This is a genomic window from Agrococcus sp. GCM10030265, assembly GCF_042666675.1.
Taxonomy (GTDB): domain Bacteria; phylum Actinomycetota; class Actinomycetes; order Actinomycetales; family Microbacteriaceae; genus Agrococcus.
In genome coordinates, this window is record NZ_JBHTCZ010000004.1 from 1 (window position 1) to 26,490 (window position 26,490).

Annotated in this window: 43 protein-coding genes; 41 read left to right on the forward strand and 2 right to left on the reverse strand. The window is 70.9% G+C overall.

Annotated features, from left to right (window positions below):
• Positions 1-616: 616 nt before the first annotated feature.
• The 23 genes from rpsJ to map all read left to right on the forward strand — a co-directional run bounded on the left by rpsJ (position 617) and on the right by map (position 12,754).
• Positions 617-925 (forward strand): 30S ribosomal protein S10, encoded by a 309-nt coding sequence (gene rpsJ / locus ACFQPP_RS11660; protein ID WP_092503033.1) that lies wholly within the window; start codon positions 617-619, stop codon positions 923-925.
• Positions 926-933: 8 nt separating this feature from the next.
• Positions 934-1,584 (forward strand): 50S ribosomal protein L3, encoded by a 651-nt coding sequence (rplC, locus tag ACFQPP_RS11665; protein ID WP_376916813.1) that lies wholly within the window; start codon positions 934-936, stop codon positions 1,582-1,584.
• Between the two features lie 2 nt (positions 1,585-1,586).
• The gene (gene rplD / locus ACFQPP_RS11670; RefSeq protein WP_376916814.1) at positions 1,587-2,300 is read left to right on the forward strand and encodes a 50S ribosomal protein L4; all 714 of its coding nucleotides are present in this window, start codon (positions 1,587-1,589) and stop codon (positions 2,298-2,300) included.
• Between the two features lie 5 nt (positions 2,301-2,305).
• The gene (rplW, locus tag ACFQPP_RS11675; protein ID WP_376916815.1) at positions 2,306-2,602 is read left to right on the forward strand and encodes a 50S ribosomal protein L23; all 297 of its coding nucleotides are present in this window, start codon (positions 2,306-2,308) and stop codon (positions 2,600-2,602) included.
• A gap of 19 nt (positions 2,603-2,621) precedes the next feature.
• The gene (rplB, locus tag ACFQPP_RS11680; protein ID WP_376916816.1) at positions 2,622-3,461 is read left to right on the forward strand and encodes a 50S ribosomal protein L2; all 840 of its coding nucleotides are present in this window, start codon (positions 2,622-2,624) and stop codon (positions 3,459-3,461) included.
• Between the two features lie 6 nt (positions 3,462-3,467).
• On the forward strand, positions 3,468-3,749 hold the full coding sequence (gene rpsS / locus ACFQPP_RS11685; RefSeq protein ID WP_092503023.1) for a 30S ribosomal protein S19: 282 nt from the start codon (positions 3,468-3,470) through the stop codon (positions 3,747-3,749).
• Positions 3,750-3,775: 26 nt separating this feature from the next.
• Positions 3,776-4,138 carry a 50S ribosomal protein L22 gene (rplV, locus tag ACFQPP_RS11690; protein ID WP_376916817.1) on the forward strand — a complete coding sequence of 121 codons (363 nt, stop codon included), beginning with the start codon at positions 3,776-3,778 and terminating at the stop codon, positions 4,136-4,138.
• A gap of 6 nt (positions 4,139-4,144) precedes the next feature.
• Positions 4,145-4,879, forward strand: coding sequence for a 30S ribosomal protein S3 (gene rpsC / locus ACFQPP_RS11695; protein ID WP_376916818.1), 735 nt, complete (start codon positions 4,145-4,147; stop codon positions 4,877-4,879).
• 2 nt (positions 4,880-4,881) lie between these two features.
• A complete protein-coding gene (gene rplP, locus ACFQPP_RS11700; RefSeq protein WP_376916819.1) occupies positions 4,882-5,301 on the forward strand; it encodes a 50S ribosomal protein L16 in 420 nt (139 codons plus the stop codon).
• Positions 5,301-5,600, forward strand: coding sequence for a 50S ribosomal protein L29 (gene rpmC / locus ACFQPP_RS11705; protein WP_376916820.1), 300 nt, complete (start codon positions 5,301-5,303; stop codon positions 5,598-5,600). The genes rplP and rpmC overlap by 1 nt, the downstream gene beginning before the upstream one ends.
• A complete protein-coding gene (gene rpsQ, locus ACFQPP_RS11710; protein WP_376916821.1) occupies positions 5,600-5,884 on the forward strand; it encodes a 30S ribosomal protein S17 in 285 nt (94 codons plus the stop codon). The genes rpmC and rpsQ overlap by 1 nt, the downstream gene beginning before the upstream one ends.
• An 18-nt stretch (positions 5,885-5,902) precedes the next feature.
• Positions 5,903-6,271: a 50S ribosomal protein L14 gene (gene rplN, locus ACFQPP_RS11715; RefSeq protein ID WP_092503011.1), complete on the forward strand. Its 369-nt coding sequence runs from the start codon at positions 5,903-5,905 to the stop codon at positions 6,269-6,271.
• On the forward strand, positions 6,271-6,642 hold the full coding sequence (rplX, locus tag ACFQPP_RS11720; RefSeq protein WP_376916822.1) for a 50S ribosomal protein L24: 372 nt from the start codon (positions 6,271-6,273) through the stop codon (positions 6,640-6,642). Before rplN ends, rplX begins: the two co-directional genes overlap by 1 nt.
• A complete protein-coding gene (gene rplE / locus ACFQPP_RS11725; RefSeq protein WP_376916823.1) occupies positions 6,635-7,195 on the forward strand; it encodes a 50S ribosomal protein L5 in 561 nt (186 codons plus the stop codon). The genes rplX and rplE overlap by 8 nt, the downstream gene beginning before the upstream one ends.
• A gap of 85 nt (positions 7,196-7,280) precedes the next feature.
• The gene (rpsH, locus tag ACFQPP_RS11730) at positions 7,281-7,679 is read left to right on the forward strand and encodes a 30S ribosomal protein S8 (RefSeq protein ID WP_376916824.1); all 399 of its coding nucleotides are present in this window, start codon (positions 7,281-7,283) and stop codon (positions 7,677-7,679) included.
• A gap of 6 nt (positions 7,680-7,685) precedes the next feature.
• Positions 7,686-8,222, forward strand: a complete 537-nt coding sequence (rplF, locus tag ACFQPP_RS11735; protein ID WP_376916825.1) for a 50S ribosomal protein L6 — start codon at positions 7,686-7,688, stop codon at positions 8,220-8,222.
• Positions 8,222-8,593 carry a 50S ribosomal protein L18 gene (gene rplR, locus ACFQPP_RS11740; RefSeq protein ID WP_376916826.1) on the forward strand — a complete coding sequence of 124 codons (372 nt, stop codon included), beginning with the start codon at positions 8,222-8,224 and terminating at the stop codon, positions 8,591-8,593. The genes rplF and rplR overlap by 1 nt, the downstream gene beginning before the upstream one ends.
• Before the next feature lie 23 nt (positions 8,594-8,616).
• Positions 8,617-9,291 (forward strand): 30S ribosomal protein S5, encoded by a 675-nt coding sequence (rpsE, locus tag ACFQPP_RS11745; RefSeq protein WP_376916827.1) that lies wholly within the window; start codon positions 8,617-8,619, stop codon positions 9,289-9,291.
• Positions 9,288-9,473 (forward strand): 50S ribosomal protein L30, encoded by a 186-nt coding sequence (gene rpmD, locus ACFQPP_RS11750; protein ID WP_144719925.1) that lies wholly within the window; start codon positions 9,288-9,290, stop codon positions 9,471-9,473. Before rpsE ends, rpmD begins: the two co-directional genes overlap by 4 nt.
• Positions 9,470-9,937 carry a 50S ribosomal protein L15 gene (gene rplO, locus ACFQPP_RS11755; protein ID WP_376916828.1) on the forward strand — a complete coding sequence of 156 codons (468 nt, stop codon included), beginning with the start codon at positions 9,470-9,472 and terminating at the stop codon, positions 9,935-9,937. Before rpmD ends, rplO begins: the two co-directional genes overlap by 4 nt.
• Positions 9,938-10,002: 65 nt before the next feature.
• The gene (secY, locus tag ACFQPP_RS11760) at positions 10,003-11,340 is read left to right on the forward strand and encodes a preprotein translocase subunit SecY (protein WP_376916829.1); all 1,338 of its coding nucleotides are present in this window, start codon (positions 10,003-10,005) and stop codon (positions 11,338-11,340) included.
• A complete protein-coding gene (locus ACFQPP_RS11765) occupies positions 11,337-11,921 on the forward strand; it encodes an adenylate kinase (protein ID WP_376916830.1) in 585 nt (194 codons plus the stop codon). Before secY ends, ACFQPP_RS11765 begins: the two co-directional genes overlap by 4 nt.
• An 8-nt stretch (positions 11,922-11,929) precedes the next feature.
• Entirely contained in the window at positions 11,930-12,754 is an 825-nt protein-coding gene (gene map / locus ACFQPP_RS11770; RefSeq protein ID WP_376916831.1) for a type I methionyl aminopeptidase, read from the forward strand.
• Position 12,755: 1 nt separating this feature from the next.
• Here map and ACFQPP_RS11775 read toward each other — a convergent pair whose 3' ends face one another.
• Both ACFQPP_RS11775 and ACFQPP_RS11780 read right to left on the reverse strand, forming a co-directional pair.
• A complete protein-coding gene (locus tag ACFQPP_RS11775) occupies positions 12,756-13,091 on the reverse strand; it encodes an ImmA/IrrE family metallo-endopeptidase (RefSeq protein ID WP_376916832.1) in 336 nt (111 codons plus the stop codon).
• A 22-nt stretch (positions 13,092-13,113) separates the two neighbouring features.
• Entirely contained in the window at positions 13,114-13,587 is a 474-nt protein-coding gene (locus ACFQPP_RS11780; protein ID WP_376916833.1) for a helix-turn-helix domain-containing protein, read from the reverse strand.
• Between the two features lie 104 nt (positions 13,588-13,691).
• On the opposite strand from ACFQPP_RS11780, the gene ACFQPP_RS11785 reads away from it, so the two are divergent.
• The 18 genes from ACFQPP_RS11785 (at position 13,692) to ACFQPP_RS11870 (ending at position 26,460) form a co-directional block, all read left to right on the forward strand.
• Positions 13,692-13,925 carry a helix-turn-helix transcriptional regulator gene (locus tag ACFQPP_RS11785; protein ID WP_376916834.1) on the forward strand — a complete coding sequence of 78 codons (234 nt, stop codon included), beginning with the start codon at positions 13,692-13,694 and terminating at the stop codon, positions 13,923-13,925.
• A 95-nt stretch (positions 13,926-14,020) separates the two neighbouring features.
• Positions 14,021-14,335, forward strand: a complete 315-nt coding sequence (locus ACFQPP_RS11790) for an uberolysin/carnocyclin family circular bacteriocin (RefSeq protein WP_376916835.1) — start codon at positions 14,021-14,023, stop codon at positions 14,333-14,335.
• Positions 14,335-14,934 carry a stage II sporulation protein M gene (locus ACFQPP_RS11795; protein ID WP_376916836.1) on the forward strand — a complete coding sequence of 200 codons (600 nt, stop codon included), beginning with the start codon at positions 14,335-14,337 and terminating at the stop codon, positions 14,932-14,934. The genes ACFQPP_RS11790 and ACFQPP_RS11795 overlap by 1 nt, the downstream gene beginning before the upstream one ends.
• Before the next feature lie 10 nt (positions 14,935-14,944).
• Complete coding sequence (locus tag ACFQPP_RS11800) at positions 14,945-15,499, forward strand: hypothetical protein (protein WP_376916837.1); 555 nt, start codon at positions 14,945-14,947, stop codon at positions 15,497-15,499.
• Positions 15,496-15,903 carry a hypothetical protein gene (locus ACFQPP_RS11805; RefSeq protein ID WP_376916838.1) on the forward strand — a complete coding sequence of 136 codons (408 nt, stop codon included), beginning with the start codon at positions 15,496-15,498 and terminating at the stop codon, positions 15,901-15,903. The genes ACFQPP_RS11800 and ACFQPP_RS11805 overlap by 4 nt, the downstream gene beginning before the upstream one ends.
• Complete coding sequence (locus tag ACFQPP_RS11810; protein WP_376916839.1) at positions 15,900-17,024, forward strand: hypothetical protein; 1,125 nt, start codon at positions 15,900-15,902, stop codon at positions 17,022-17,024. The genes ACFQPP_RS11805 and ACFQPP_RS11810 overlap by 4 nt, the downstream gene beginning before the upstream one ends.
• Positions 17,009-17,620: an ATP-binding cassette domain-containing protein gene (locus ACFQPP_RS11815; protein ID WP_376916840.1), complete on the forward strand. Its 612-nt coding sequence runs from the start codon at positions 17,009-17,011 to the stop codon at positions 17,618-17,620. Before ACFQPP_RS11810 ends, ACFQPP_RS11815 begins: the two co-directional genes overlap by 16 nt.
• Positions 17,620-18,525, forward strand: coding sequence for an ABC transporter ATP-binding protein (locus tag ACFQPP_RS11820; RefSeq protein WP_376916841.1), 906 nt, complete (start codon positions 17,620-17,622; stop codon positions 18,523-18,525). Before ACFQPP_RS11815 ends, ACFQPP_RS11820 begins: the two co-directional genes overlap by 1 nt.
• Positions 18,522-19,295 carry a hypothetical protein gene (locus tag ACFQPP_RS11825; RefSeq protein WP_376916842.1) on the forward strand — a complete coding sequence of 258 codons (774 nt, stop codon included), beginning with the start codon at positions 18,522-18,524 and terminating at the stop codon, positions 19,293-19,295. Before ACFQPP_RS11820 ends, ACFQPP_RS11825 begins: the two co-directional genes overlap by 4 nt.
• A 112-nt stretch (positions 19,296-19,407) precedes the next feature.
• Positions 19,408-19,662 carry an HPr family phosphocarrier protein gene (locus tag ACFQPP_RS11830; protein WP_376916843.1) on the forward strand — a complete coding sequence of 85 codons (255 nt, stop codon included), beginning with the start codon at positions 19,408-19,410 and terminating at the stop codon, positions 19,660-19,662.
• 28 nt (positions 19,663-19,690) lie between these two features.
• Entirely contained in the window at positions 19,691-21,691 is a 2,001-nt protein-coding gene (locus tag ACFQPP_RS11835; protein WP_376916844.1) for a PTS mannitol transporter subunit IICBA, read from the forward strand.
• Positions 21,691-22,812 carry a mannitol-1-phosphate 5-dehydrogenase gene (locus tag ACFQPP_RS11840; protein ID WP_376916845.1) on the forward strand — a complete coding sequence of 374 codons (1,122 nt, stop codon included), beginning with the start codon at positions 21,691-21,693 and terminating at the stop codon, positions 22,810-22,812. The genes ACFQPP_RS11835 and ACFQPP_RS11840 overlap by 1 nt, the downstream gene beginning before the upstream one ends.
• A 101-nt stretch (positions 22,813-22,913) precedes the next feature.
• Positions 22,914-23,804 carry an SAM-dependent methyltransferase gene (locus ACFQPP_RS11845; protein ID WP_376916846.1) on the forward strand — a complete coding sequence of 297 codons (891 nt, stop codon included), beginning with the start codon at positions 22,914-22,916 and terminating at the stop codon, positions 23,802-23,804.
• Positions 23,805-23,937: 133 nt separating this feature from the next.
• Complete coding sequence (gene infA, locus ACFQPP_RS11850; RefSeq protein WP_092502965.1) at positions 23,938-24,159, forward strand: translation initiation factor IF-1; 222 nt, start codon at positions 23,938-23,940, stop codon at positions 24,157-24,159.
• 58 nt (positions 24,160-24,217) lie between these two features.
• Positions 24,218-24,331, forward strand: a complete 114-nt coding sequence (gene rpmJ, locus ACFQPP_RS11855; RefSeq protein WP_137756603.1) for a 50S ribosomal protein L36 — start codon at positions 24,218-24,220, stop codon at positions 24,329-24,331.
• 239 nt (positions 24,332-24,570) lie between these two features.
• A complete protein-coding gene (gene rpsM / locus ACFQPP_RS11860; RefSeq protein WP_376916847.1) occupies positions 24,571-24,945 on the forward strand; it encodes a 30S ribosomal protein S13 in 375 nt (124 codons plus the stop codon).
• 22 nt (positions 24,946-24,967) lie between these two features.
• Positions 24,968-25,366: a 30S ribosomal protein S11 gene (rpsK, locus tag ACFQPP_RS11865; protein WP_376916848.1), complete on the forward strand. Its 399-nt coding sequence runs from the start codon at positions 24,968-24,970 to the stop codon at positions 25,364-25,366.
• A gap of 104 nt (positions 25,367-25,470) precedes the next feature.
• Positions 25,471-26,460, forward strand: a complete 990-nt coding sequence (locus ACFQPP_RS11870) for a DNA-directed RNA polymerase subunit alpha (protein ID WP_376916849.1) — start codon at positions 25,471-25,473, stop codon at positions 26,458-26,460.
• Positions 26,461-26,490: the final 30 nt, after the last annotated feature.

A 26,490-nucleotide genomic window follows, 5' to 3' on the forward strand; every position in this document is an offset into this window, starting at 1 on the left:
CTCCCTCCCCCCATTCCCCACCCTCACGCCGAACCCTCCAGCGACGGCTCCCGCGCGAAGCGAAGCGACGCGCATGGCGTCGACCCCAGCGACGCGCTCCCCGAGCAACCCACGCGATCCCCGAACGACGCGCTCACCGAGCGACCCACGCGATCCCCGAACGACGCGCTCACCGAGCGACCACGCGATCCCCGAACGACGCGCACGACGATGCGCGTCGCGCGCACAGGAACCCATGGCACGATCGACGACAGGGGACGCTGGTGGCAGCGCGCGACGCCCACGCACATCGTCCGCCCCAGGGCCCGAGTCACGAGCTCCCCGAGCGACGCGCCCCACGTGCGGACGATGCGACACGCCCGGGTTGCACGCCCTCCCGCCTCCGTGCGAGAATCGTCAGGTTGCAGACGCCGCGATCGCGGCTCACTGCTCGGCTGTGCACAGGACATGTCTCCTGGGCCGCGAGCAGATCGACATCACTTCGCCGAAGCTCCTGCAGGCATGTCCTGCGGAGGATCGGCATGCCCCTCGGGGCGTTGACAGAAGAACAGGGCGCACAGCAGTGCTCAAATGCGCGGGCCGGTCACGGTCCGTGCGTCGATGAGAGAAGGAAGCCATGGCGGGACAGAAGATCCGCATCCGACTGAAGTCGTACGACCACGAGGTCATCGACTCGTCGGCGCGGAAGATCGTCGACACCGTGACCCGTGCGGGCGCGACGGTGGTGGGCCCTGTGCCGCTGCCGACCGAGAAGAACGTGGTGGCGGTCATCCGCTCGCCCCACAAGTACAAGGACAGCCGCGAGCACTTCGAGAAGCGCACGCACAAGCGCCTCATCGACATCGTCGACCCGACGCCGAAGGCGGTCGACTCGCTCATGCGCCTCGACCTCCCTGCCGACGTCAACATCGAGATCAAGCTCTAAGGAACCGCATGTCCACCCTCGCAACGACTCAGGGTCTGCTGGGCCGGAAGCTCGGCATGACGCAGGTGTGGGATGAGCAGAACAAGCTCGTCCCCGTCACCGTCGTGGAGATCACGCCCAACGTGGTCACGCAGATCCGCACGCCCGAGCGTGACGGCTACGACGCGATCCAGATCGCGTTCGGCCAGATCGACCCCCGCAAGGTGAACCAGCCCAAGGCCGGTCACTTCAAGGCTGCAGGCACGACGCCTCGCCGCCACCTCACCGAGGTCCGCACCGCCAACGCGTCCGAGTACGAGCTCGGCCAGGAGATCGCGGTCGACGTGTTCTCGGCCGGCCAGAAGGTCGACGTCGTCGGCACCTCGAAGGGCAAGGGCTTCGCCGGCGTCATGAAGCGCCACAACTTCGCGGGCGTCTCCGCGTCGCACGGTGCGCACCGCAACCACCGCAAGCCCGGCTCCATCGGTGCCTCGTCGACGCCGTCGCGCGTCTTCCGCGGCATGCGCATGGCCGGCCGCATGGGTGGCGACCGCGTCACCGTCCAGAACCTCACGGTGCACTCCGTCGACCTCGAGAAGGGTCTGCTGCTCGTCAAGGGCGCCGTCCCCGGTGCTCGCGGCCGCATCGTGTTCGTCCGCAACGCCGTGAAGGGAGCCTGACCATGGCGAACAAGGTCGACGTCCTCGACGCCAAGGGCGCGAAGGCCGGCTCGCTCGAGCTGCCCGAGTCGCTCTTCGACGTCCAGACGAACGTGCCCCTGATCCACCAGGTCGTGGTCGCGCAGCTCGCTGCCGCACGCCAGGGCACGCACAAGACGAAGAACCGCGGCGAGGTCTCCGGCGCCGGTCGCAAGCCGTTCAAGCAGAAGGGCACCGGCCGTTCGCGCCAGGGCTCGATCCGCCAGCCCGAGCACCGTGGTGGTGGCGTCGTGCACGGCCCGACGCCCCGCGACTACTCGCAGCGCACCCCCAAGAAGATGATCGCCGCCGCGCTCCGCGGTGCGCTCTCGGACCGCGCCCGCGGCGGCCGTCTCCACGTGGTGGAGTCGTTCCTCGCGGACGGTGCGCCCTCGACGAAGACGGCCGTCGCGCTGCTCGCGTCGGTCGCGACGTCGCGGAACGTGCTCGTGGTGCTGCACCGCGACGAGGAGTCGTCGTGGCTGTCGGTGCGCAACCTCGACAACGTCCACGTGCTCACGTGGGACCAGCTCAACGCGTACGACGTGCTCGTCAGCGACGACATCGTCTTCTCGAGGACGGCCTACCAGGCGTTCGTCGAGGCTCGCACGGGCGAGGCCGTCGAGGTCGAGGCCGCGAAGAAGGCTCCGAAGGCCAAGGCTGCCAAGGCCGACGCCGCCGAGGCAGAGGAGAAGTAGGACCGATGAGCATCCAGAAGGACCCGCGCGACATCATCCTGCGCCCGATCGTCTCGGAGAAGAGCTACTCGCTCATCGACCGCGGCAGCTACACGTTCGAGGTCGACCCGCGCGCCTCGAAGACCGAGATCCGTCTCGCGATCGAGAAGATCTTCGGCGTCAAGGTGGAGCGCGTGAACACGCTCAACCGTCAGGGCAAGACCCGCCGCACGAAGTTCGGGCTCGGCAAGCGCAAGGACACGAAGCGTGCCATCGTCACGCTGCGTGCCGGCTCGATCGACATCTTCACGGCTGTCGGCTGAGGACTAGAGGACTAGACACATGGCTATTCGCAAGTACAAGCCGACGACCCCGGGTCGTCGTGGCTCGTCGGTCGCCGACTTCGCGGAGATCACGCGCTCGACCCCCGAGAAGTCGCTGCTCCGCCCGCTGCCCAAGACGGGCGGCCGCAACAACACGGGTCGCATCACGACCCGCCACATCGGTGGTGGCCACAAGCGCCAGTACCGCGTGATCGACTTCCGTCGTCACGACAAGGACGGCATCGACGCTCGCGTCGCGCACATCGAGTACGACCCGAACCGCACGGCGCGCATCGCGCTGCTGCACTTCGCGGACGGCACGAAGCGCTACATCATCGCTCCCAACAAGCTCTCGCAGGGCGACGTGGTGGAGTCGGGCGCGGGCGCCGACATCAAGCCGGGCAACAACCTGCCGCTGCGCAACATCCCGACGGGTACGGTCGTGCACGCCATCGAGCTCCGCCCGGGTGGCGGCGCGAAGCTGGCTCGCTCGGCGGGCGCCTCGGTGCGTCTCGTCGCGAAGGACGGCCCCTACGCGCAGCTCCGTCTGCCGTCGGGCGAGATCCGCAACGTCGACGCGCGCTGCCGCGCGACGGTCGGCGAGGTCGGCAACGCCGAGCAGTCGAACATCAACTGGGGCAAGGCCGGCCGCAGCCGCTGGAAGGGCGTCCGCCCGACCGTCCGTGGCGTCGCGATGAACCCGGTCGACCACCCGCACGGTGGTGGCGAGGGCAAGACGAGCGGTGGCCGTCACCCGGTGAGCCCGTGGGGCAAGCCGGAGGGCCGCACGCGTCGCCCCAACAAGGAGAGCGACAAGCTCATCGTCCGTCGCCGGTCCACGAACAAGAAGCGGAAGTAACCCAAGATGCCTCGCAGCCTCAAGAAGGGCCCGTTCGTCGACGACCACCTGTTCCAGAAGGTGGTCCGTCAGAACGAGGCCGGCAGCAAGAACGTCATCCGTACCTGGTCGCGCCGCTCGATGATCGTGCCCGCGATGCTCGGTCACACCATCGCCGTCCACGACGGTCGCAAGCACATCCCCGTGTTCGTCACGGAGTCGATGGTCGGTCACAAGCTCGGCGAGTTCGCGCCGACTCGCACCTTCCGCGGCCACGTGAAGGACGACAAGAAGGGCCGTCGCCGCTGACGCGGCGACGCTGACAGGAGGAAGAGATGATCGAGTCGATCGCTCGGGTGCGGCACATCCGCATCACCCCGCAGAAGGCCCGACGCGTCGTGGACCTCATCCGCGGCAAGCAGGCCGAGGAGGCCATGGCCATCCTCAAGTTCGCGCCGCAGGGCGCCGCTGAGCCCGTGCGCAAGCTCGTCGCCTCCGCGGTGGCCAACGCTCGCGTGAAGGCCGACGCGCAGAACGAGTACCTCGACGAGCAGGACCTGTACGTGTCCCGCGCATTCGTCGACGAGGGCACCACGCTCAAGCGGTTCCGTCCGCGTGCGCAGGGTCGTGCCTTCCGCATCAACAAGCGCACGAGCCACATCACCGTCGTGCTGGCCACGCCCGAGACGGAGGTCTAGGAAGCAATGGGACAGAAGGTCAACCCGTACGGGTTCCGCCTCGGCATCACCACCGATCACGTGTCGCGTTGGTTCGCCGACTCCTCGAAGCCGGGTCAGCGCTACGCCGACTACGTGGCCGAGGACGTCAAGATCCGCGAGATGCTCAAGAAGAGCCTCGACCGTGCAGGCGTCGCCCGCATCGAGATCGAGCGCACCCGCGACCGCGTCCGCGTCGACATCCACACCGCCCGTCCGGGCATCGTGATCGGTCGTCGTGGCGCCGAGGCCGAGCGCATCCGCGCCGAGCTCGAGAAGCTCACGGGCAAGCAGATCCAGCTGAACATCCTCGAGGTCAAGAACCCCGAGGCCGAGGCGCAGCTCGTCGCCCAGGGGATCGCGGAGCAGCTCAGCGCTCGCGTCGCGTTCCGCCGTGCGATGCGCAAGGGCCTGCAGGGTGCGCAGCGCGCCGGCGCCAAGGGCGTCCGGATCCAGGTGTCGGGCCGTCTCGGCGGCGCCGAGATGAGCCGCTCGGAGTTCTACCGCGAGGGCCGCGTGCCCCTGCACACGCTCCGCGCCAACATCGACTACGGCTTCTACGAGGCCCGGACGACGTTCGGTCGCATCGGCGTGAAGGTCTGGATCTACAAGGGCGACATCACCAACCGCGAGCTCGCACGCGAGCAGGCGAACCAGAAGTCGCAGCGTCCCGAGCGTCGTGGCCCCCGCCGCGACTCCTCGAACGCCGGATCGGAGGGCTGATCATGCTGATCCCCCGTCGCGTCAAGCACCGCAAGCAGCACCACCCGAAGCGCTCGGGCCAGGCAACCGGCGGCACGAAGGTCAACTTCGGCGAGTTCGGCATCCAGGCCCTCACGCCCGCGTACGTGACCAACCGTCAGATCGAGGCAGCTCGTATCGCCATGACGCGTCACATCAAGCGTGGTGGCAAGGTGTGGATCAACATCTACCCCGACCGGCCGCTCACGAAGAAGCCTGCCGAGACCCGAATGGGCTCCGGCAAGGGCTCGCCCGAGTGGTGGGTCGCCAACGTGAAGCCGGGCCGCGTCCTCTTCGAGGTCGCCGGCGTCAACGAGGAGCTGGCTCGCGAGGCCATGACCCGCGCGATCCACAAGCTGCCGCTCAAGGCACGCATCATCACCCGCGAGGAGGCTGACGCATAATGGCGATCGGAACGAAGGAGCTCATGCCCGTCGAGCTCGCGACGTTCGACGACGAGCGTCTCGTCGTCGAGCTGAAGCGTGCCAAGGAGGAGCTGTTCAACCTGCGCTTCCAGGCAGCGACCGGCCAGCTCGAGAGCCACGGCCGCGTGCGTGCCGTGAAGCGCGACATCGCGCGCCTCTACACCGTCATCCGCGAGCGCGAGCTCGGGATCAGCGCCTCGCCGGCGCCGGTGGAGAAGCCCGCCGAGAAGAAGAAGTCCAAGAAGGCCGCCGAGGCCGAGAAGGTCGAGGAGAGCTGATGGCCGACAAGGCAGAGGCAGCTCAGACGATCCAGCGCGGCTACCGCAAGTCGCGTCAGGGTTTCGTCGTGAGCGACAAGATGGAGAAGACCATCGTCGTCGAGGTCGAGGATCGCGTGAAGCACCCCCTCTACGGCAAGGTCATCCGCACGTCGTCGAAGGTCAAGGCCCACGACGAGCAGAACAGCGCCGGCATCGGCGACCGCGTCCTGATCGCGGAGACCCGCCCGACGAGCGCCACCAAGCGCTGGCGTCTGGTGGAGATCCTCGAGAAGGCCAAGTAGGCCAGGGGAGACAGAGAGATGCTGCAGCAGGAATCTCGAGTCAAGGTCGCCGACAACACCGGCGCCAAGGAGCTCCTGACCATCCGCGTGCTCGGTGGCTCCGGCCGCCGCTACGCGGGCCTGGGCGACACGATCGTCGCCACGGTCAAGGACGCCATCCCGGGTGGCAACGTGAAGAAGGGCGATGTGGTCAAGGCCGTCATCGTCCGCACGGTCAAGGAGACGCGTCGTCCCGACGGCTCCTACATCAAGTTCGACGAGAACGCCGCCGTGATCCTGAAGAACGATGGTGACCCTCGTGGCACCCGCATCTTCGGTCCGGTCGGCCGTGAGCTGCGCGACAAGCGATTCATGAAGATCGTCTCGCTCGCGCCGGAGGTGCTGTGATGGCGACCATCAAGAAGGGCGACACCGTCCAGGTGATCGCTGGCGCTCGTGAGAGCCGTGGCGGCGACCGGGGCAAGACCGGTCGCGTGCTCGAGGTGCTCAAGGAGCAGGACCGCGTGATCGTCGAGGGCGTGAACCTCGTGACGAAGCACGTGAAGGTCGGCCAGACGCAGCGCGGCACGAAGACGGGTGGCATCGAGACCCACGAGGCCCCGATCCACGTCTCGAACGTCGCGCTCGTCGACCCGGAGACCAAGAAGCCGACGCGCGTCCGCTCCTCGATCACCAAGGTCGAGAAGGACGGCGTCCAGGTGACGACGAAGGTGCGTGTGAGCACGCGCTCGGGCAAGGAGATCAAGAGCAATGACTGACACGGCAGTGCGCCTGCCGCGCCTCAAGGCGCAGTACCGCGCGGAGATCGTGGACCAGCTGCGCTCGCAGTTCGAGTACGCGAACGTCATGCAGGTCCCCGGCCTCGTGAAGATCGTCGTGAACACGGGCGTCGGCGACGCCGCCCGTGACTCGAAGGTCATCGACGGCGCCGTGAAGGACCTCACGGCCATCACCGGCCAGAAGCCGATGGTCACGAAGGCACGCAAGTCGATCGCGCAGTTCAAGCTGCGCGAGGGCATGCCGATCGGCGCCCACGTGACGCTGCGCGGCGACCGCATGTGGGAGTTCCTCGACCGTCTGCTGACGCTCGCGCTTCCCCGCATCCGCGACTTCCGCGGCCTGAGCCCGAAGCAGTTCGACGGCAACGGCAACTACACGTTCGGTCTCCAGGAGCAGTCGGTGTTCCACGAGATCGACCAGGACCGCATCGACCGCGTGCGTGGCTTCGACATCACCGTCGTGACCACCGCGAAGTCGGACGACGAGGGTCGCGCGCTGCTCAAGGCGCTCGGCTTCCCGTTCCAGTCCTGACCCCAGCCTGGCGCCGCCGGCGCCGGGACAGTATCCAGGTCGCCGTCCGTGGAACGGGCGGGGAAACCAGAACAAGGAGACATCCATGACGATGACCGACCCGGTCGCCGACATGCTGACGAGGCTGCGGAACGCCAACACGGCGTTCCACGACGAGGTCTCGCTGCCGTCGTCGAACCTCAAGACGCACATCGCCGAGATCCTGCAGCGCGAGGGCTTCATCCAGGACTGGAAGGTGGAGGACGCCCGCGTGGGCAAGACCCTCACCATCGGCCTGAAGTACGGCCCGGAGCGCCAGCGTTCGATCGCCGGCATCAAGCGCGTGTCGAAGCCCGGCCTGCGCGTGTACGCGAAGTCGACCGAGATCCCTCAGGTGCTCGGCGGCCTCGGCGTCGCGATCCTCTCGACGAGCTCGGGCCTGCTCACGGACCGTGAGGCCCAGCAGAAGGGCGTGGGTGGGGAAGTCCTCGCCTACGTGTGGTGATCTGACATGTCTCGAATCGGACGACTCCCCATCGACATCCCCTCGGGCGTCGAGGTCAAGGTCGACGGCGCCTCGGTGACCGTCAAGGGCCCCAAGGGCGAGCTGAACCTGGTGGTGGCGAAGCCCATCCAGGTCGAGGTCGCCGACGGCCAGGTGCAGGTCACGCGCCCGGACGACGAGCGCGAGTCGCGTTCGCTCCACGGCCTGACGCGCACCCTCATCGCGAACGACATCGTCGGCGTGACCGACGGCTACTCGAAGGCCCTCGAGGTCGTCGGCACGGGCTACCGCGTCGCGTCCAAGGGCTCGGGCATCGAGTTCGCGCTCGGCTACTCGCACCCGATCGCCGTCGAGCCCCCCGCGGGCATCACGTTCACGGTCGAGGGCAACAACAAGGTCATCGTCGCCGGCATCTCGAAGCAGGCCGTCGGCGAGGTGGCTGCCAACCTCCGCAAGCTCCGCAAGCCCGAGCCCTACAAGGGCAAGGGCGTCCGCTACGCGGGCGAGCAGATCCGCCGCAAGGCCGGAAAGTCAGGTAAGTGATGGGAATCGGAACCCGAGGCACCAGCAAGTCCGCTGCCCGCGGCCGTCGTCACTCGCGGCTGCGCAAGAAGATCGTCGGCTCGGCCACCATGCCGCGCCTGGTCGTCACCCGGTCGGCACGGCACCTGTTCGTGCAGATCGTCGACGACGCGCAGGGCCACACGCTGGCCTACGCATCCACGATGGAGGCTGACCTCCGCGCCCTGACCGGCGACAAGTCGGACAAGGCGAAGAAGGTCGGCGAGCTCGTCGGCGAGCGCGCCAAGGCAGCGGGCGTCGAGAAGGTCGTCTTCGACCGCGGCGGCAACCGCTACGCAGGTCGCGTCGCAGCAGTGGCGGACGGTGCACGAGAGGCAGGTCTGGAGCTGTGAGCGAAGAGACGAAGGAGACGCAGGTGAGCGACACCACCGCCACCGCGGAGACGGTGCAGGGCACCGACACCCGCAGCGAGCCCCGCGAGCAGCGTCGCGGCAGCCGTGACCGCGGCACCCGCGGCGAGCGCGGTCAGCGCGACCGCGGCAACGACAGCCAGTTCCTGGAGCGCGTCGTCACCATCAACCGCGTGTCGAAGGTCGTGAAGGGTGGTCGTCGCTTCAGCTTCACCGCCCTCGTGGTCGTCGGCGACGGCAACGGCATGGTCGGCGTCGGCTACGGCAAGGCGCGCGAGGTCCCCACGGCGATCTCGAAGGGCGTCGAGGAGGCGAAGAAGAACTTCTTCCGCGTCCCCCGCGTCGCGGCGACGATCCCGCACCCCGTGCAGGGCGAGGCGGCTGCAGGCGTGGTCCTGCTCCGTCCGGCCGCTGCCGGTACCGGCGTCATCGCGGGCGGCCCCGTGCGTGCCGTCCTCGAGTGCGCGGGCATCCACGACGTGCTGTCGAAGTCCCTCGGCTCGTCGAACACCATCAACATCGTCCACGCGACGGTCGCTGCCCTCCAGCAGCTCGAGGAGCCGCGCGCCGTCGCAGCTCGTCGTGGCCTGGATCTCGACCGTGTCGTGCCGGCGCGTCTGCGTCGTGCCGAGGCGGAGGCGAAGCAGCACGCTGCAGAGATCGCGGAGGTGTCGTCGTGAGCAAGCTCAAGGTGACCCAGATCAAGTCCAAGATCAGCGAGAAGCCGAACCAGCGCGAGACGCTGCGGTCGCTCGGTCTCAAGCGCATCGGCCACACGGTCGTGCGTGAGAACGACGCGCAGAACCGTGGCTACGTGAACGTGGTTCGTCACCTCGTGCGCGTCGAGGAGGTCGACGAATGAGCGAGAAGAACAAGGACGGCGAGCAGCTGCCCGCACTGAAGGTGCACCACCTTCGCCCCGCGCCCGGTGCCAAGAAGGACCGTCAGCGCGTGGGTCGCGGTGAGGGCTCGAAGGGCAAGACGGCCGGTCGCGGCACCAAGGGCACGAAGGCGCGCAACACCGTGCGCCTCGGGTTCGAGGGTGGCCAGCTGAACTCGGTCATGCGCGCCCCGAAGCTGCGCGGCTTCAAGAACCCGTTCCGCACGGAGTACCAGGTCGTGAACGTCGGCCAGCTCCAGGACCTCTTCCCCGAGGGTGGCGACGTGACCGTCGCAGCGCTCGTGGCGAAGGGTGCGGTGCGCAAGAACGAGCTCGTGAAGGTGCTCGGCGACGGCGAGCTGACGGCTACGCTGAACGTGACGGTCGACAAGGTGTCGGCTGCTGCGGAGCAGAAGATCGTCGCCGCTGGCGGCTCCATCCAGTAAGCATTCGGGATGGGGTGGCCCTCGTGGCCACCCCATCCCTCTTCTGCGTCCACCGGAAGGCTCACGTGTTCAAGGCAATCGGCAGGATCTTCAAGACTCGCGACCTGCGACGGAAGATCCTCTTCACGCTCGCCATCGTGGCGGCGTTCCGGCTGGGATCGTTCATCCCTGCTCCGTTCGTCGACTACGGCAACGTCCAGGCGTGCCTCGACACGGCCGCGGCGGACACGTCGGGCCTCTACCAGCTCGTCAACCTCTTCTCGGGTGGCGCGCTGCTCCAGCTGAGCGTCTTCGCGCTCGGCATCATGCCGTACATCACGGCATCGATCATCGTGCAGCTGCTGCGCGTGGTCATCCCTCGCTTCGAGGCCCTCTACAAGGAGGGCCAGTCGGGTCAGTCGAAGCTCACGCAGTACACGCGCTACCTGACCATCGGTCTCGGCGTGCTGCAGTCGACGACCCTCATCGCCGTCGTGCGCTCGGGTCAGCTGTTCTCGGCGGGCGGCGTCGCGCCGTCCGGTCCCTGCGCCAACCTGCTGACCAACGAGTCCTGGTGGGCGATCGTGCTCATGGTCGTCGCGATGACGGCCGGCACCGGCGTCATCATGTGGATGGGCGAGCTCATCACCGAGCGCGGCATCGGCAACGGCATGTCGCTCCTCATCTTTACGTCGATCGCGGCGACGTTCCCGTCGGCGCTGTTCCTCATCGGCGAGACGAACGGCATCGAGATGCTCGTCGCGGTCCTCGCGGTCGGCGTCGTCATCATGGGCGCGGTCGTGTTCGTCGAGCAGTCGCAGCGACGCATCCCCGTGCAGTACGCGAAGCGCATGGTCGGTCGACGCATGTACGGCGGCAAGTCGACGTACATCCCGATCAAGGTCAACATGGCGGGCGTCGTGCCGGTCATCTTCGCCTCGTCGCTGCTGTACTTCCCGGCGCTCATCGCCTCGTTCAACTCGCCGGCGGCGGGCGAGCAGCCCGCGCCGTGGGTGCAGTGGATCAACGACAACCTGACGACGGGCGACCACCCGCTGTACATGGTGATGTACTTCCTGCTCATCATCGGCTTCACGTACTTCTACGTCGCGATCACGTTCAACCCGGACGACGTCGCCGAGAACATGAAGAAGTACGGCGGCTTCATCCCCGGCATCCGAGCGGGTCGCCCGACGGCCGAGTACCTCGACTACGTGCTGACGCGCGTGACGTTCCCGGGCTCGATCTACCTCGGCATCGTGGCGCTCATCCCGCTCATCGCGCTGGCGACGGTCGGCGCGAACCAGAACTTCCCGTTCGGTGGCGCATCGATCCTCATCATCGTCGGCGTCGGCCTCGAGACCGTCCGCCAGATCGACGCGCAGCTGCAGCAGCGCCACTACGAGGGACTGATCCGCACGTGACCCAGCTGCTCATCGTCGGCCCTCCCGGTGCGGGCAAGGGCACGCAGGCCGCTCGCATCGCCGAGCGGTTCGGCATCCCCACCATCTCGACGGGCGACATCTTCCGCTCCAACATCAAGGAGCAGACCGAGCTCGGCAAGCAGGTCACCGCGATCCTCGACGCCGGCGACTACGTGCCCGACTCGCTGACCAACGACCTCGTCGAGGATCGTCTGGCGCAGGCGGACGCGCAGGAGGGCTACCTGCTCGACGGGTATCCGCGCACCGAGGGTCAGGTCGCGTTCCTCGATGCGATCAACGAGCGCCGCGGACGCGGGCTCGATGCCGTGGTGCGGCTCGTGGCCGACCACGACGAGGTCATCCGTCGTCTGCGGCTGCGCGCCTCGGAGCAGGGGCGCAGCGACGACACCGACGAGGCGATGCGGCATCGCCTCGAGGTGTACGAGCGCGAGACCGAGCCGATCCTCGCCGCCTACGCGGGTCGCGGCGTCGTCGTCGAGATCGACGGCCTCGGCGACATCGACGAGGTCACCGAGCGGATCCTGGCGGCGCTGGCGACGCGCGACGTCGCCGTGCGCTGACGCAGCCGATGCGGCGCATCTACAAGTCGCGGTCGCAGCTGGCGTCCATGCGGGCGCCCGGCCTCCTGACGGGGCGTGCGCTCGAGGCGGTGCGTGCTGCGATCCGTCCCGGCGTGACGACGCTCGAGCTCGACGCGATCGCGGAGGACGTCGTGCGCTCCGGCGGCGGCATCCCGAACTTCCAGCTCGAGCCCGGCTACCGTCACACGATCTGCGCGAACGTGAACGACGTCGTCGTGCACGGCATCCCTGACGACCGCCCCATCGAGGCGGGCGACCTCGTGACGATCGACTGCGGCGCGATGGTCGACGGCTGGAACGGCGACGCCGCGTTCTCGGTCGTGGTCCCCGGCGGATCGGGCGATGTCGTGGGCGTCCGTGAGCGTCTGTCGCAGGCGACGCACGACGGCCTGTGGGCGGGCATCGCCGCGCTCGCGTCGGCGCGCATGCTCGGCGAGGTCGGTGCTGCGGTCGAGGATGCGATCGAGGCGGCAGGCGACTTCTCGATCAGCGACGACTGGATCGGGCACGGCATCGGCCGGGCCATGCATGAGGAGCCCCCGGTCTTCAACTACCGCACGCGCCAGATGGGGCCCGCGGTCAAGCCGGGCCTGTGCGTCGCGATCGAGCCGATCGTGGTCGCCGGCGATCAGGCGACGCGCATCCTCGACGACGGCTGGTCGGTCGTCACGGTCGACGGCAGCCAGGCGTGCCAGTGGGAGCACTCGGTGGCGGTGCACGCCGATGGCATCTGGGTGCTGACCGCCGAGGACGGCGGGGCTGCGGGCCTCGCGGCGTTCGGCATCGAGCCGCGACCCATCCGCGACCGCTGAGTCACGGCCGCGGCGCCACGAGCGTCAGGTAGGCGACGACGACGTCCTCCGTGAGGTCGAGCTCGTCTGCGAGCTCGGCCGGGTCGTGCGTCCAGCGGGTCGCTGCACGCAGCGCGACGGGGTCGACGAGCAGGCGGGCTGCGAACGCGTCGGCCACGCGCTCGTTCGCAGGCGACCCGGTGCGGTGGCCGTGGTGCGCGTGCCCCAGCTCGTGCGCGAGCACGCATCGTCGTTCGACGGGGGTGAGGCCCGCGTCGAGCACGATGGCGTGCCTGCGCGCATCGTAGAGCCCGAGGAGCCCGCGTTCGAGCGGCGCCGTGCGGATGCGCACGCCCATGCGGCGCGCCAGGCGCTCGAGATCAGTCTGCGTGGCGCTGCTCGCGCCGGGCGGTGCCGCGCTTCGCGGCGATCGGCTGGTCGGCATGGTCCCTCGGCATCGGGTGGACGATGCGTGGCACGGTAGCCGATGCCACCGACGCGCCGGACTCGCGCACGTGCCGGACGATGGCGGCGAGCGCGTCGTCTGCGGCGTCGGCACGCCGCTCGTGCGGCACGGAGAGCAGCAGCGACTCGATCATGGCCGACCACAGCTCGACCTCGACGTCGCCGCGGTGGTCGTCGGTCGCGATCCCCAGCGCGTGCAGCAGTCGGCGCAGCACCTCGGCCTGCGGCGCGAAGGCGCCGCGCTCGACGTTGCTGACCGTCGTGCGGTCGACGTCGGCGATCCTCGCGAGCTCGAGCTGCGACATCCCCGCTCGGAGCCGCGCGGGACGGACGAGGGCTCCGTAGCGGGCGCGGTCGTCGGCGCTCGCTCCCTTGAGGTTGATGCTCACGTCGTAGGTCTCCGGCAGGGTGTGGGGTCCTGCATGAGCATAGGCGCGCACCTCGTTCTCCACAGGGAGGGTGCCGACTCATCCACAGGAGTCGAAGACATGCGATGCTCTTCGACGTGACGGACAGCAGGGTAGGGGCGTCGCTGCGGAGGCTTCGAGAGCTGGCAGGCATGACGCAGCACGAGCTCGCCGACGCGGTGGGCGTCGGCACCGAGCATCTCGACGCGGTCGAGACGGGTGCCGTCCTGCCGTCGACGGCGTTCCTGTCCGCCGCATCCGCAGCCCTCGCCCTGCGGCTGCGCGAGCAGCCGCCCGGCCCAGGGTCCCGACAGACGTAGGCGCATCGACGGCGTGCGCCTGCGCGGGGCTCCGCCTCGTGGGATGCGTCGTCACCGACACGGCCGACCGGCCACGCAACGGAAGAGGAACCACCATGCAGGACACCATCGTGACGAGCGCGATCGCGACGCGCGACAGCGGAGAGGGGCGCACGGCTGCGCTCGCGTGGAGCGGCGCGCTCGCGGCGAGCGCTGGGCTGCTCGCCGTGGCGGGCGTCTCGCTCGCCTGGCTCGTCGGCAGCTTCGGCGTCTCCACGGCAGCGGCGTCGCAGATCGTCGCGGCCATCGAGCTCGGCGGCGCGGCCGTCGCGATCATCACGGCGATCATCGGCGGCGGCGTCGTCGGCATCGTCGTCTCGACGGTCGTCTGGTACCTGAAGCGCAAGCTCCGCAACCTGGCGATCGCCTGATGCGGCGGGCGCGGGCGTCCGAGACGTCGCGATCCGCATCCCGGCGCATCGTCGGGCTGTCGATCGTGCTCGGGGCGCTCGCGCTCGTGCCCGCAGCGCTCGTCGCCGCCGCGGCGGCGGGCGGCCTCGCGCTCGACAACGCCGTGGGCGTCGCGGCCGGCGACCTCGACGCGACCCACCTCGCCGACGCGACCACCTTCGGCGAGATCCTCGCTCGCAACCTCTCCGCAGCCGCGCTGCTCGTCGCCGGCGCGCCGCTCGCAGGCATCCCCACGCTCGGCGGGGGAGCCGTCGTCGGCTTCGGGGTGGGCGCGGGGATGCGTGCGGTGCTCGGCGCGATCGAGCCCGGCGAGCTCGCCGCGCGCGTGCTCGCCTACGCCCCGCTCGAGCTGCTCGGCATCGTCCTCGCGGCAGCGGCGGGCCTCGCTCCGCTCGCGGCCGTCGTCCTCGACCGGCTCGGGCTCCTGCACCGCCGCTCGTGGCGGGATGCCGTCGTGCGCGGTCTCGTCCTCGCCGCGCGGCTCGCCGCAGTCGCGCTCCTCTGCCTCGTCGTCGCGGCGGCGGTCGAGGCCATCCTCATCGCCAGCGCACCGCACTGAAGGGAACCGCATGACCATCCAGCCGCCGTCGCCCACGACGACGACACCTCGCCTCGACCCGCGCCGCGGCACGTCCGTCGCCGCGTGGGCGGCCATCCTCGCCGTCGTCGCCGCGCTCATCGTGGCGCGGCTGCCGCAGCTCGAGCTGCTCGTCACCGAGCGCACGAGCGCGCTGCTCGTCGACCTGGGCGACCCCGAGCTCGGCGCGGCGTCCGTGCGGGTCGGCGCCATCACGGCCCTCGTACTGTTCGTCGTCGTCAGCATCGCGATCGCCGTCGCGGTCGGCCTGCTCGAGCGCTGGCTCGGGCCGGCAGCGCACGCGCCGCGGCCGTGGCTGCGCATCGGGGTCGGCGGCGCGGTCGTGGCGATCGTCGGCATCGGGCTGCAGCTGGCCGCCGTGGTGCTCTCGCTCCCGTCGGTCGCCAAGTCGCTGCCCGTGCTGCTCGTGATCGTGGCCGTCGGCGCGGTCGCGCCGCTCGCGTTCCCCGCGGCGAGGGGCCGCGCGGCCTACGTGCGGGCCGCCGGCGTGGGCGTCGTGGCGGGGGTGCTGCTGTGGCTGCAGTGAGCGAGCCGGGGCCCTTCGGTCTGCGGGCACCGGTCTCGCGTGCCCTGTCGCGCGGCGGGGCGGTGGCGGTGGCGCTCGTGGCGGTGATCGTGGCCTGCGTCATGGCTGCGAGCGACGCGTTCGCCCACGAGTCGGTCTCGTTGCGCATCGTCGCCGCAGCGTCGGTGCTGCTGCTGTCCGCCGTCGGAGGCGTCGGTGGGCTCGTTCTCGCGACCGTCGGGCCGTGGCGCGTCCGAGCCGTCGCCGCCATCGCGTTCGCGCTCGTCGGTGCGGCGGGTGCCGTGGCCTTCGGACTCGACGTCGACGGCGGCCCGCTGGCGCCCGCCGCGCTCGTGGCGGTGACGGCCGTCGTGCTCGTCATCCACCTCCTGGCCTCGCCATCGCTCGCCGACGAGGAGGCGTGAGCCACCCGAGCCCTCCGCGGCTCGTGACGGCGATCGACGTCCTGCTGCTGCGCACCGTCCTGCGGCGGCTCGGGGGAGACGGAGCGCGGGCGGTGGCCCTCGCCGTGGCGACGTGGGCGACGATCGCCTGCGCCGCGGGCGGCGTCGTCATCGGCGTCGGGCTGCGCGTGGGCGTCGCAGCAGGGGTGCCGGAGCAGGTCGCGCGCTCGGGCGTCGTCGCTGCGGTCTCGATCGTCTGCGCGACGAGCGTCGTGCGTCTCGCGTGCGGCTCGGGGCTCGCCGCGCGGCTCGCGGGCCCCGACGGGCTGCGATCGGCCCTCGGCGTCCCGCGCCGCACGGGGGCGCGGCTCGGCGTCGTCGTGCACGCCTGGCTGCTCCTCGCGGCCACGGGCCCGCTCGCGCTCGCGTGGCTCGCGGCCGACGCGGATCCGATGGTCGCGCTCGCGTGCGGAGCGATCGTCGTCGCGGCGCTCGCCGCGGCCGTCGTGCTCGCTCGCCACGCGTCGACGTCCGGCGCGGGGCGCGCTCGGGCGAGCGCGGTGCTGGGCTCGTCGCAGCGCATCGAGGTCGTCGCGCTCGCGGTCGGGCTCGCCGTCGCGGCCGCCGGCCTCATGCCGGGTGCGCACGCGCTGCGCGCGGCGCTCGCGCAGGTCGCGTCGGAGGCCTCCGGGCACGGCGTCGCCTCCGGGGCCGTGGCCGCCGGCCTCGCGACGATCGTCGCCTCCGACCGGCTCCTCGACCGAGACGTCGTGCCGCGCATCCGCCGCGTCGTCGCGCTCGTCGACGCCGGCGCCGCGCCGGCCGCGGCGACCCTCGCGCTCGCTCGCGGTCCGATGCTGCCGTGGGCGGCGCTCGCGGGCGTCGCCGTCGCCGCCGCGCTCGCATGGGGAGCACCCGTCGCCGACGCGATCGCCCTCGGCGGCATCGTCGCGACCGTCGGCGTCGGCGCGGAGCTGCTCGCCGTGCGGCTCGCGGCACCCGCGTCGCGCGTCCTCGCCGCAGCGGCCCTCGTCGCCTGCGCATCCCTCATCACCGGATGGTGGGCGGCGGGCTCGGCGCTGGCCATGACGGCGGCCCTCGTCGTCGCCATCCGCTGGAGGCTCCGATGCCCGCCATCGTGACGACGGGCGTGCGCCTCGCGCCGCCGTTCGGCGACGTCGTCGTGCCCGACGTCTCCGTGCCCGCCCGCGGGGTCACCCTGCTCGAGGGTCGCAACGGCAGCGGCAAGTCGGCGTTCGTCGAGCTCTGCGCGGGCACCCTGCGCGCCGTGCGCGGCAGCGTGCGGGTGCTCGACCTCGATCCCGCGGATCCGCGGAGCCTCGGCCGCCGCTCGGTGTGCCGCACGAGCGTCGCGCTCGCGCAGGGCGCGAGCGTGCGGCAGCACGTGCGCCTCTTCGCGCGGCATGCGCGCGTGCCGGAGTCGACGTACCTCGCGCGTCTGCGTGCGCACGGCAGCCTCGACTGGGTCGACGTGCCGACGCAGCGTCTGTCGACCGGCCTCGCACGCCTCGCCTGGGTGGTGCTCGCCACGACGCCGCAGCGCGCGCTGATGCTGCTCGACGAGCCGTTCCTCGGACTCGACGACGAGGCGGCGCGCATCCTGCACGGGGAGATCGACGCGTGGGCGCGCGCGGGCTCGGTCGTGCTCGTCGACCACGGCGGCGACCGGGCGTGGACGGGCGGCGCGCACCGCATCGCGATGGGGACCGCGCGGTGATGGCGATCGAGGTCGACGGCCTCCGCGTGCGGCTCGGCGGGCGCACGGTGCTCGACGGCGTCTCGTTCTCGGTCCGGTGGGGAGGCGTCACCGGCTTCCTGGGCGTCAACGGCGCGGGCAAGAGCACGACGATCCGGCGCATGCTGGGCCTCGTCGCCGGCGAGGGCGTGGTGCGCGTCGCCGGCGACGATCCCGCGCGGTTCGCGAACCCCGCGCGCGTCCTCGGCGTCGCGTTCGATGCGCTGCACGCCGACCCTGCGCACACGCCGCGGCAGCATCTCGAGCAGCTCGCTGCACGCGCCGGCCTGTCGACGGGGTGCGTGCCGACGGTGCTCGAGCGGGTCGGCCTGTCGGACGACGGGGATGGCGGCGGCGGCGGGCGACGGGAGAGGCGCGTGCGATCCCTGTCGCTCGGGATGCGCAAGCGGCTCTCGCTCGCCGGCGCGTTGGTGGGCTCGCCCGCCGTGCTCGTGCTCGACGAGCCGTTCGACGGACTCGACCCCACGGGCCGCCGCTGGCTGCGCGCGCTCGTCCGCGACCACGCGGATCGCGGTGGCGCCGTGCTGCTGTCGGCGCACGGCCTCGACGAGATCGCGTCGGTGCTCGACGACGTCGTCGTGCTCGACGGCGGCCGCGTGCGCTTCGCGGGGCCGACCCGGTCGCTGCTCGCTCGCGCGGGCACGCACGTCGTGGTGCGCTCGCCGGATGCGGAGGCGCTGCGCGTCGCGCTCGAGGCCACGGGGGCGAGCGCCCTCGCCGTGGCCGACGACGGGCTCGTGGTCACGGGGGCGTCGGCCGAGGACGTCGCGCGGCTCGCGCTGCGGCTCGGCCTGCTCGTCGTCGAGCTGACGACGACGGCGCCGACGCTCAGCGACGCGTTCGTCGCGGCGATCGGGCGCGCATGAGGCGCGGCATCCACCGACCGTCGACGCGCGACGCGCTGCGTGCCGAGATGCTCCGCATCCGCGGCACGCGACGTCTCGTCGGGATCGCGCTCACCGCCATCCTCGCGACCGTCGCGAGCGCGGCGACCGTGGCGCTGCTCGTCGACGCGCTGCGCCCCGGCCCCGCCGAGGCGGCGGTCGTGGCGGTGCATCGCGGCTCGGCGGCGCAGGTGGCGATCGCCGTCGTCGTCGCGCTCCTCGTCGGAGGCGACCACCGGCACGGCACGGCGACGCTCGCCTGGATGCAGCTCGGCGGGCGCCGTCGCCTGGCGATCGTGGCCGCGGTGCAGGCGGCCCTCGCCGCCGCCGTCGCGCTCGGCTCGGCGTCGGCCGCGCTCGCGATCGTCACGGGGGTCGCGGCGGCACCGATGCACGCGGTCCCCGCCGTCGTCGCGGCGCACGTGGGGCTCATGGTCGTGTGGTCGGCGTGGCTCGCATGCGTCGCGACGCTCACGGGCTCGACGCTCGCGACGCTAGCGTGCGGGCTCGTCGTGCCGATCGCCGTCGAGCCCGTCGTCTCCGGGCTGCTCGCGGCGGCGGGCGCGAGCGGGGTGCAGCGCCTCCTGCCGACGACGGCGCTGCGCATGCTGGGCGAGCTCGCGGCAGGTGGCGAACGCGTGGTGATCGCTCCGGCGTCGACGTCGGATGCATGGCTCGTGCCGTGCGTCGTCGTCGTGTGGACGTGCGTGCTCGCGGCGCTCGCATGGCGCCGGGCGTCGCGCGCACCGTGACGTGCGGTCACCACCCCGCGAAGTCAGGCGGCACGGCGTCGCAAACCCGCATCCTGGGAGTACGCGGAGTGCTAGGTTCATCACCGAGATTCCCGCAGATCAGGAGCACCCCATGGCCGAGCGCACCGTCACCGTCGCATCCTCGCAGGGCCTGCACGCCCGCCCCGCATCGCTGTTCACGCAGGCAGCGGCCAAGGCGTCGTCGCCCGTCACGATCGCGAAGGGCGACAAGCAGGTCAACGCGGCATCGATCCTGTCGGTCATCTCGCTCGGCGTCGCCAAGGGCGACGCCGTCGTGATCGCGAGCGACGACGAGGCCACCCTCGACGCGCTCGAGGAGCTCCTCACCACCGATCACGACGCCTGATCCCACCACGGCACCAGAGAGGTCGACGATGACCGTCACCGCACCCGCGACCGAGCAGAGGGGCGGCGCGCGAGTCGCCGTCCAGAAGTTCGGCACCTTCCTGTCGGGCATGATCATGCCCAACATCCCCGCGCTCATCGCGTGGGGCATCCTGACGGCGCTGTTCATCGACGTCGGCCCCATCCCGAACGAGGGCCTCGCGTCCGTCGTCGGCCCCTTCATCCACTACCTGCTGCCGCTGCTCATCGCGAACACCGGTGGCCGCATGGTCTACGACATGCGAGGCGGCGTCGTCGGCACCGTCGCGACGATGGGCGCCATCGGCGGCGCCGACTGGATCGCAGCGCAGGTCGAGGGCGGACCGTCGTCGCCGCACATGTTCATCGGCGCGATGATCCTCGGCCCGCTGGCCGCCTACGTCATGAAGCGGCTCGACCGCCTCTGGGACGGCAAGGTCCGCGCCGGCTTCGAGATGCTCGTGAACATGTTCTCGGCGGGCATCGTCGCCTTCCTCATGGCGCTGTTCGGCTTCTACGTCATCGCGCGCATCGTCACCTTCATCATGACGGTGCTCGGCGGCGCGGTCGGCTTCCTCGTGGACTCGCGCCTGCTGCCGCTCGCGAGCGTCATCATCGAGCCCGCGAAGGTGTTCTTCCTCAACAACGCCCTGAACCACGGCGTGCTCACGCCGCTCGGCACGCAGCAGGCGTCGGAGACCGGCCAGTCGATCCTGTTCCTCCTCGAGGCGAACCCCGGTCCCGGCCTCGGCGTGCTGCTCGCGTTCGCGATCTTCGGCATCGGCGTCTCGAAGGCGACGGCGCCCGGCGCCATGGTCATCCACTTCCTCGGCGGCATCCACGAGGTGTACTTCCCGTACGTCCTCGCGAAGCCGACGCTGCTGCTCGCGATGGTGGCGGGCGGTGCCTCGGGCGTCGCGACGAACATGATCCTCGGCACGGGCCTCGTGGCTCCGGCCGCGCCTGGCTCGATCTTCGCGGTCGGCGCCCAGGCGGTGCTCGTGAGCCCGATGAACCTCGTGGGCGTGCTGGCCTCCGTGCTCATCTCGGCGGGCGTGACGTTCGCGGTCGCCGCGGTGATCCTCCGTGCGTCGCGCAAGCGCGACCTCGAGCGCGAGGCAGCCGGATCGGACGACTTCGGCGCCGCGGTCGCGCAGACGCAGGCGAACAAGGGCAAGGACTCGTCGGTGCTCTCGGGTCTCGCCGGTGGCGGTGCCGCGGCGGCGACGACCGCGGGTCCCATCTCGAAGATCGTCTTCGCGTGCGACGCGGGCATGGGGTCGAGCGCCATGGGCGCGTCGGTGCTGCGCGGCAAGATCAAGCAGGCTGGCTTCGGCGACGTGAGCGTCACGAACCTGGCGATCGCGAACCTCGATGCGACGCCCGACGTGATCGTGACGCAGAAGGAGCTCACGCCGCGCGCCAAGCAGCGCACGCCCGGCGCGGTGCACGTGTCGGTCGACAACTTCATGAATAGCCCGCGCTACGACGAGGTCGTGCAGATGGTGGCGCAGAGCCGCCAGGCGGCTCCCGCAGCCGCTGCTCCTGCCGCCTCGGCAGCGCCGACCGCATCCGACTCCGACGAGGTGCTCACGCTCGAGCGCATCACGGTGACGCCGCGCGCGACGTCGAAGGACGGTGCCATCCAGGAGGCCGCCGACGCGCTCGTCGCCGCCGGTGCCGTCACGCCGGCGTACGCCGACGCGATGCGAGAGCGCGAGGCGACGGTGTCCACGTACATGGGCAACCTGCTGGCGATCCCGCACGGCACGAACGAGGCGAAGGGCGAGGTGCTCGCATCCGCGATCTCGGTCGCTCGGTACCCCGCGCCGATCTCGTGGGACGGCAACGACGTGCGATTCGTCGTCGGCATCGCAGGCAAGGACGGCGGGCACCTCGAGATCCTCGCGAAGATCGCCACGGTCTTCAGCGACGAGGCGCAGGTGCAGCGACTGCTCGACGCCCCCGACGAGCGCGCGATGCTCGAGATCCTGGGAGCGGTGAACGCCTGATGCGCGCGGTCCACTTCGGTGCCGGCAACATCGGCCGCGGGTTCGTCGGGCTGCTGCTCCACGAGGCCGGCTACCACGTGACGTTCGTCGACGTGAACGCCGACCTCATCGGGATGCTGCAGGCCGCCGACTCGTACACCGTCACCGAGGTGGGCCCCGAGGCGACGACCCACGTCGTCACGGGCTTCGACGCGATCGACTCCCGTGCCGACGAGGCTGCCGCCGTGCAGGCGATCGCCGACGCGGACGTCGTCACGTGCGCCGTGGGTCCCACGGTGCTGCGCTTCATCGCGCCCGTCGTCCGGGCGGGCCTCGCCGCCCGCCCGGCCGACGCGGCGCCCCTCACCGTCATGGCGTGCGAGAACGCCATCGGCGCGACCGACACGCTCGCGGGCTTCGTGCTCGAGGGCGCCGAGGGGCTCGCGAGCCGCGCGGTCTTCGCGAACACCGCCGTCGACCGCATCATCCCCGCCCAGGACGCGTCGGGCGTCGACGTCGTGGTCGAGGACTTCTTCGAGTGGTCGATCGACCGCACCCCGTTCGCGGGCGCCGAGCCCACGATCCCGGGCGCCCACTTCGTCGACGACCTCACGCCGTGGATCGAGCGCAAGCTGTTCACGGTGAACACGGGCCATGCGACGACCGCGTACCACGGCTACCGCGCGGGCGCCGAGACCATCGCCGACGCGCTCGACCTGCCTGCGGTGCGCGCCGAGGTCGAGGCCGCGCTGGCCGAGACGAGCGCGCTCCTCGTCGAGCGCTTCGGCCTCGACGCCGACGAGCACGCGGCGTACGTGGCGCGGGCCATCCAGCGCTTCGAGAACCGCGCGCTGCCCGACACGTGCGCCCGCATCGGCAGGCAGCCGCTGCGCAAGCTGTCGCGCGACGAGCGCTTCGTCCGGCCGGCCGCGGGCCTCGCCGAGCAGGGCAGCGACCCGGCTGCGCTCGTGCGCGCCGTGGGAGCGGCGCTCGCGTTCGACGTCGCCGACGACGAGCAGGCCGTCGAGCTGCAGCGACTGCTCGGCGAGCTCGAGCCCGCGGCGTTCGTCGCCGAGGTGTGCGGCATCGCCGAGGGGCACCCGCTGCAGCCCGCGCTCGTGGCGGTCGTCGCCGAGCGCTGACGACCGATCGGCGCGGCGGCTCCCAGGCTGCCCGCCTACCATGGGCCCATGCCGTCGCGCCTCGAGCAGCTCGTGCTCGTCGTCGTGCGCGCAGCGGGCTGATGCCCGCGGCTCGCGGCGTCGCCGGTCGCGCCTCCGCGACGCCGCGCCACCGGCTGCTGCACGGCTGGGACATCGAGGACGAGCAGATCGAGCTGGCGCTGCTCGCACCCGGCAGCCGCGTGCTCGCCGCAGCGGGCGCGGGCGAGCTCGTGGCGCACCTCGCGGCCGCCGGGCACGAGGTCGTCGCCGTCACCGCCAATCGCGAGCAGCTCGAGTACGCGCGCAGGCGGTCGTCGGGCGGCGCCTTCGAGTCGGGCTCGGCCGAGCGCGTGCTCGAGGCCGGTCGCTCGCTCATCCGCGCCGCGAGCCCGGCCTGGCAGCGCCGACGCGTGCGCAGCCTCCTGTCCGACGCGTCGCCGCAGCGCGTGCAGCAGCAGTGGCGCAAGGCGTTCGACAACCGCACCTTCCGCAGCGTGCTGCACGCCACGATGGCGCCGGCCGGCATGCTGGCGGCCGCGGTGCAGCGCGACTTCTCGACGGCGCTGCCCGCCCACTTCACCGACACGGTGCGCGGCCGCATCGACGCGCGGCTCGGCATGCATCCCTCGCCGGGCAACCGCTTCGCGTGGCGTCTGCTCGCGGGGGAGGATCCGCCCGGCTACGCCCCGCCGGTGGCGCCCGAGGGGTCGATCGCGTTCGTGCTCGCGGATGCGCTGAGCCACCTCGAGGCGGTGGGTGCGGCGTCGTACGACGCCGTGACGCTGTCGAACGTGGCCGACGGCACGCGCGCCGACCTCGTCGAGCGGCTCGGTCGCGCCGCACGGCGCGCGACGGTGCCGGGCGGGCCCATTGTGGTGCGCTCGTTCGCGGCGTCGGCGGATGCGCGCGCGAGCGCCCTCGCCGACGAGGATCGCAGCCTCATCTGGGGCGGCATCCACGTGCAGCGCTGAGACCGCGGCGCGCCGCGACGCGCCCGAGTTGCAGTGCATCGCAGGGCGCGCGTACAGTAGTCCCTTGGTGTCGTGGCACGACTGTGCCATGTCACTCGCACGACCAGCAACCTACGAACCTGCAGACGAGGCTATGGCTAAGAAGGACGGCGTCATCGAGATCGAGGGCTCGGTGATCGAGAACCTCCCCAATGCGATGTTCCGCGTGGAGCTCACCAACGGGCACGTCGTCTTGGCGCACATCTCGGGCAAGATGCGGCAGAACTACATCCGCATCCTCCCGGAGGACCGAGTGATCGTGGAGCTCAGCCCCTACGACCTCACGCGCGGCCGCATCGTCTACCGGTACCGCTAGGCCCGCTGAGAAGGAACGGCTCCATCCCGGAGCACGAGGCCAGCGAGAAGAGAAGATCATGAAGGTCAACCCCAGCGTCAAGCCCATCTGCGACAAGTGCAAGGTCATCCGCCGGCACGGTCGCGTCATGGTGATCTGCGCGAACCCCCGCCACAAGCAGCGGCAGGGCTGAGCCGATAGCGCTGCAGGCGACTGCAGCGCGACGGCTCGAGGTCGAGCGGCGCATGCGCCGCGAGACCGGTCGACGGGAGCCCGGCTCCCGCTCGACCGAGGCACCACCGGCCAGGAGGCCGTGACAACTCCACACACAAGCACCGCACGAACCTCCGCGAGGAGGGGACACCCAGGGCGGGAGAGGCCCTGGCACCGCGGCAGCACCACACCTCCCCATGACTCCGAGAAGGAGCACAGATGGCACGTCTTGCAGGCGTCGACATCCCGCGCGACAAGCGCGTGGTGATCGCACTCACCTACATCTACGGCGTCGGTCGCACCCGAGCCGTCGCGACGCTCGAGGCCACCGGCATCGACGAGAGCATCCGCGTCAAGGACCTCACCGACGAGCAGCTCGTCGCACTCCGCGACCACATCGAGGGCACCTACAAGGTGGAGGGCGACCTCCGCCGCGAGGTGGCAGCAGACATCCGCCGCAAGGTCGAGATCGGCTCGTACGAGGGCATCCGCCACCGTCGTGGCCTTCCCGTCCGCGGTCAGCGCACGAAGACGAACGCTCGTACCCGCAAGGGCCCGAAGCGCACCGTCGCCGGCAAGAAGAAGGCCCGCTAAGGGCCCCGGGAGGTAGAGGAACATGGCAGCTCCCAAGTCCGCAGTGCGCAAGCCGCGCCGCAAGGACAAGAAGAACGTCCCCGTCGGTCAGGCGCACATCAAGTCGACCTTCAACAACACGATCGTGTCGATCACCGACACCACCGGCGCCGTCATCTCGCAGGCGTCGGGTGGCGCGGTGGGCATGAAGGGCTCGCGCAAGTCGACGCCCTACGCCGCCCAGCTCGCGGCCGAGTCGGCTGCGCGTCAGGCGCAGGACCACGGCATGAAGAAGGTCGACGTGTTCGTGAAGGGCGCAGGCTCGGGTCGAGAGACCGCGATCCGCTCGCTCCAGGCCACCGGCCTCGAGATCGGCGCGATCCACGACGTCACGCCGCAGGCGCACAACGGCGTTCGTCCGCCGAAGCCCCGCCGCAACTGACCCATCGACGCGCGGAGGGCTCGAGGGCCCTCCGCGCGTCGCACCCTGTCGCCACCCATCCCCAGCGAGTCATATAGCGGACTCGCAGAACAGGAACGCATACCGTGCTGATCGCCCAGCGCCCGACCGTCTCCGAAGAGGTCATCTCGGAGCACCGCTCGCGGTTCACCATCGAGCCGCTCGAGCCCGGATTCGGGTACACCCTCGGCAACTCCCTCCGTCGCACGCTCCTGTCGTCGATCCCCGGCGCCGCCGTCACGGGCCTCCGCCTCGACGGCGTGCTGCACGAGTTCACGACCATCCAGGGCGTGAAGGAGGACGTGACCGAGATCATCCTCAACCTCAAGGGCCTCGTCGTCTCGTCGGAGCACGACGAGCCGATCGTCGCCTACCTCTCGAAGCAGGGTGCAGGCAGCGTCACCGCCGCCGACATCACGGCTCCGGCTGGCGTCGAGATCCACAACCCCGAGCTCGTCATCGCCACGCTCAACGACAAGGCGAAGTTCCAGCTCGAGCTGACGATCGAGCGTGGCCGCGGCTACGTGTCGGCCGCGCAGAACCGCGACGAGTTCGCCGAGTCGGGCGCCATCCCGATCGACTCGATCTACTCGCCCGTGCTGAAGGTCACGTACCGCGTCGAGGCGACGCGTGCCGGTGAGCGCACCGACTTCGACTCGCTCGTCGTCGACGTCGAGACGAAGCCGGCGATCACGCCGCGCGACGCCGTCGCGTCGGCCGGTCGCACGCTCGTCGAGCTCTTCGGCCTCACGCGCGACCTCAACGCCGCCGCAGAGGGCATCGAGATCGGCCCCGCGCCCGCCGCGGAGCAGCTCTCGGGCGAGCTCGGCACGCCGATCGAGGAGCTCGACCTCTCGGTCCGCTCCTACAACTGCCTGAAGCGCGAGGGCATCAACACGGTGTCGGAGCTCGTCGCCCTCAGCGAGACGCAGCTCATGAACATCCGCAACTTCGGCCAGAAGTCGGTCGACGAGGTCAAGGACAAGCTCACGGAGCTCGGCCTGAGCCTCAAGGACGCGGTGCCCGGCTTCGACGGGGCGCACTTCTACGGCTACGACGACGAGGAAGCCCTCTAAGGGCTTCGGAAGACACCAAGGAGCATCACC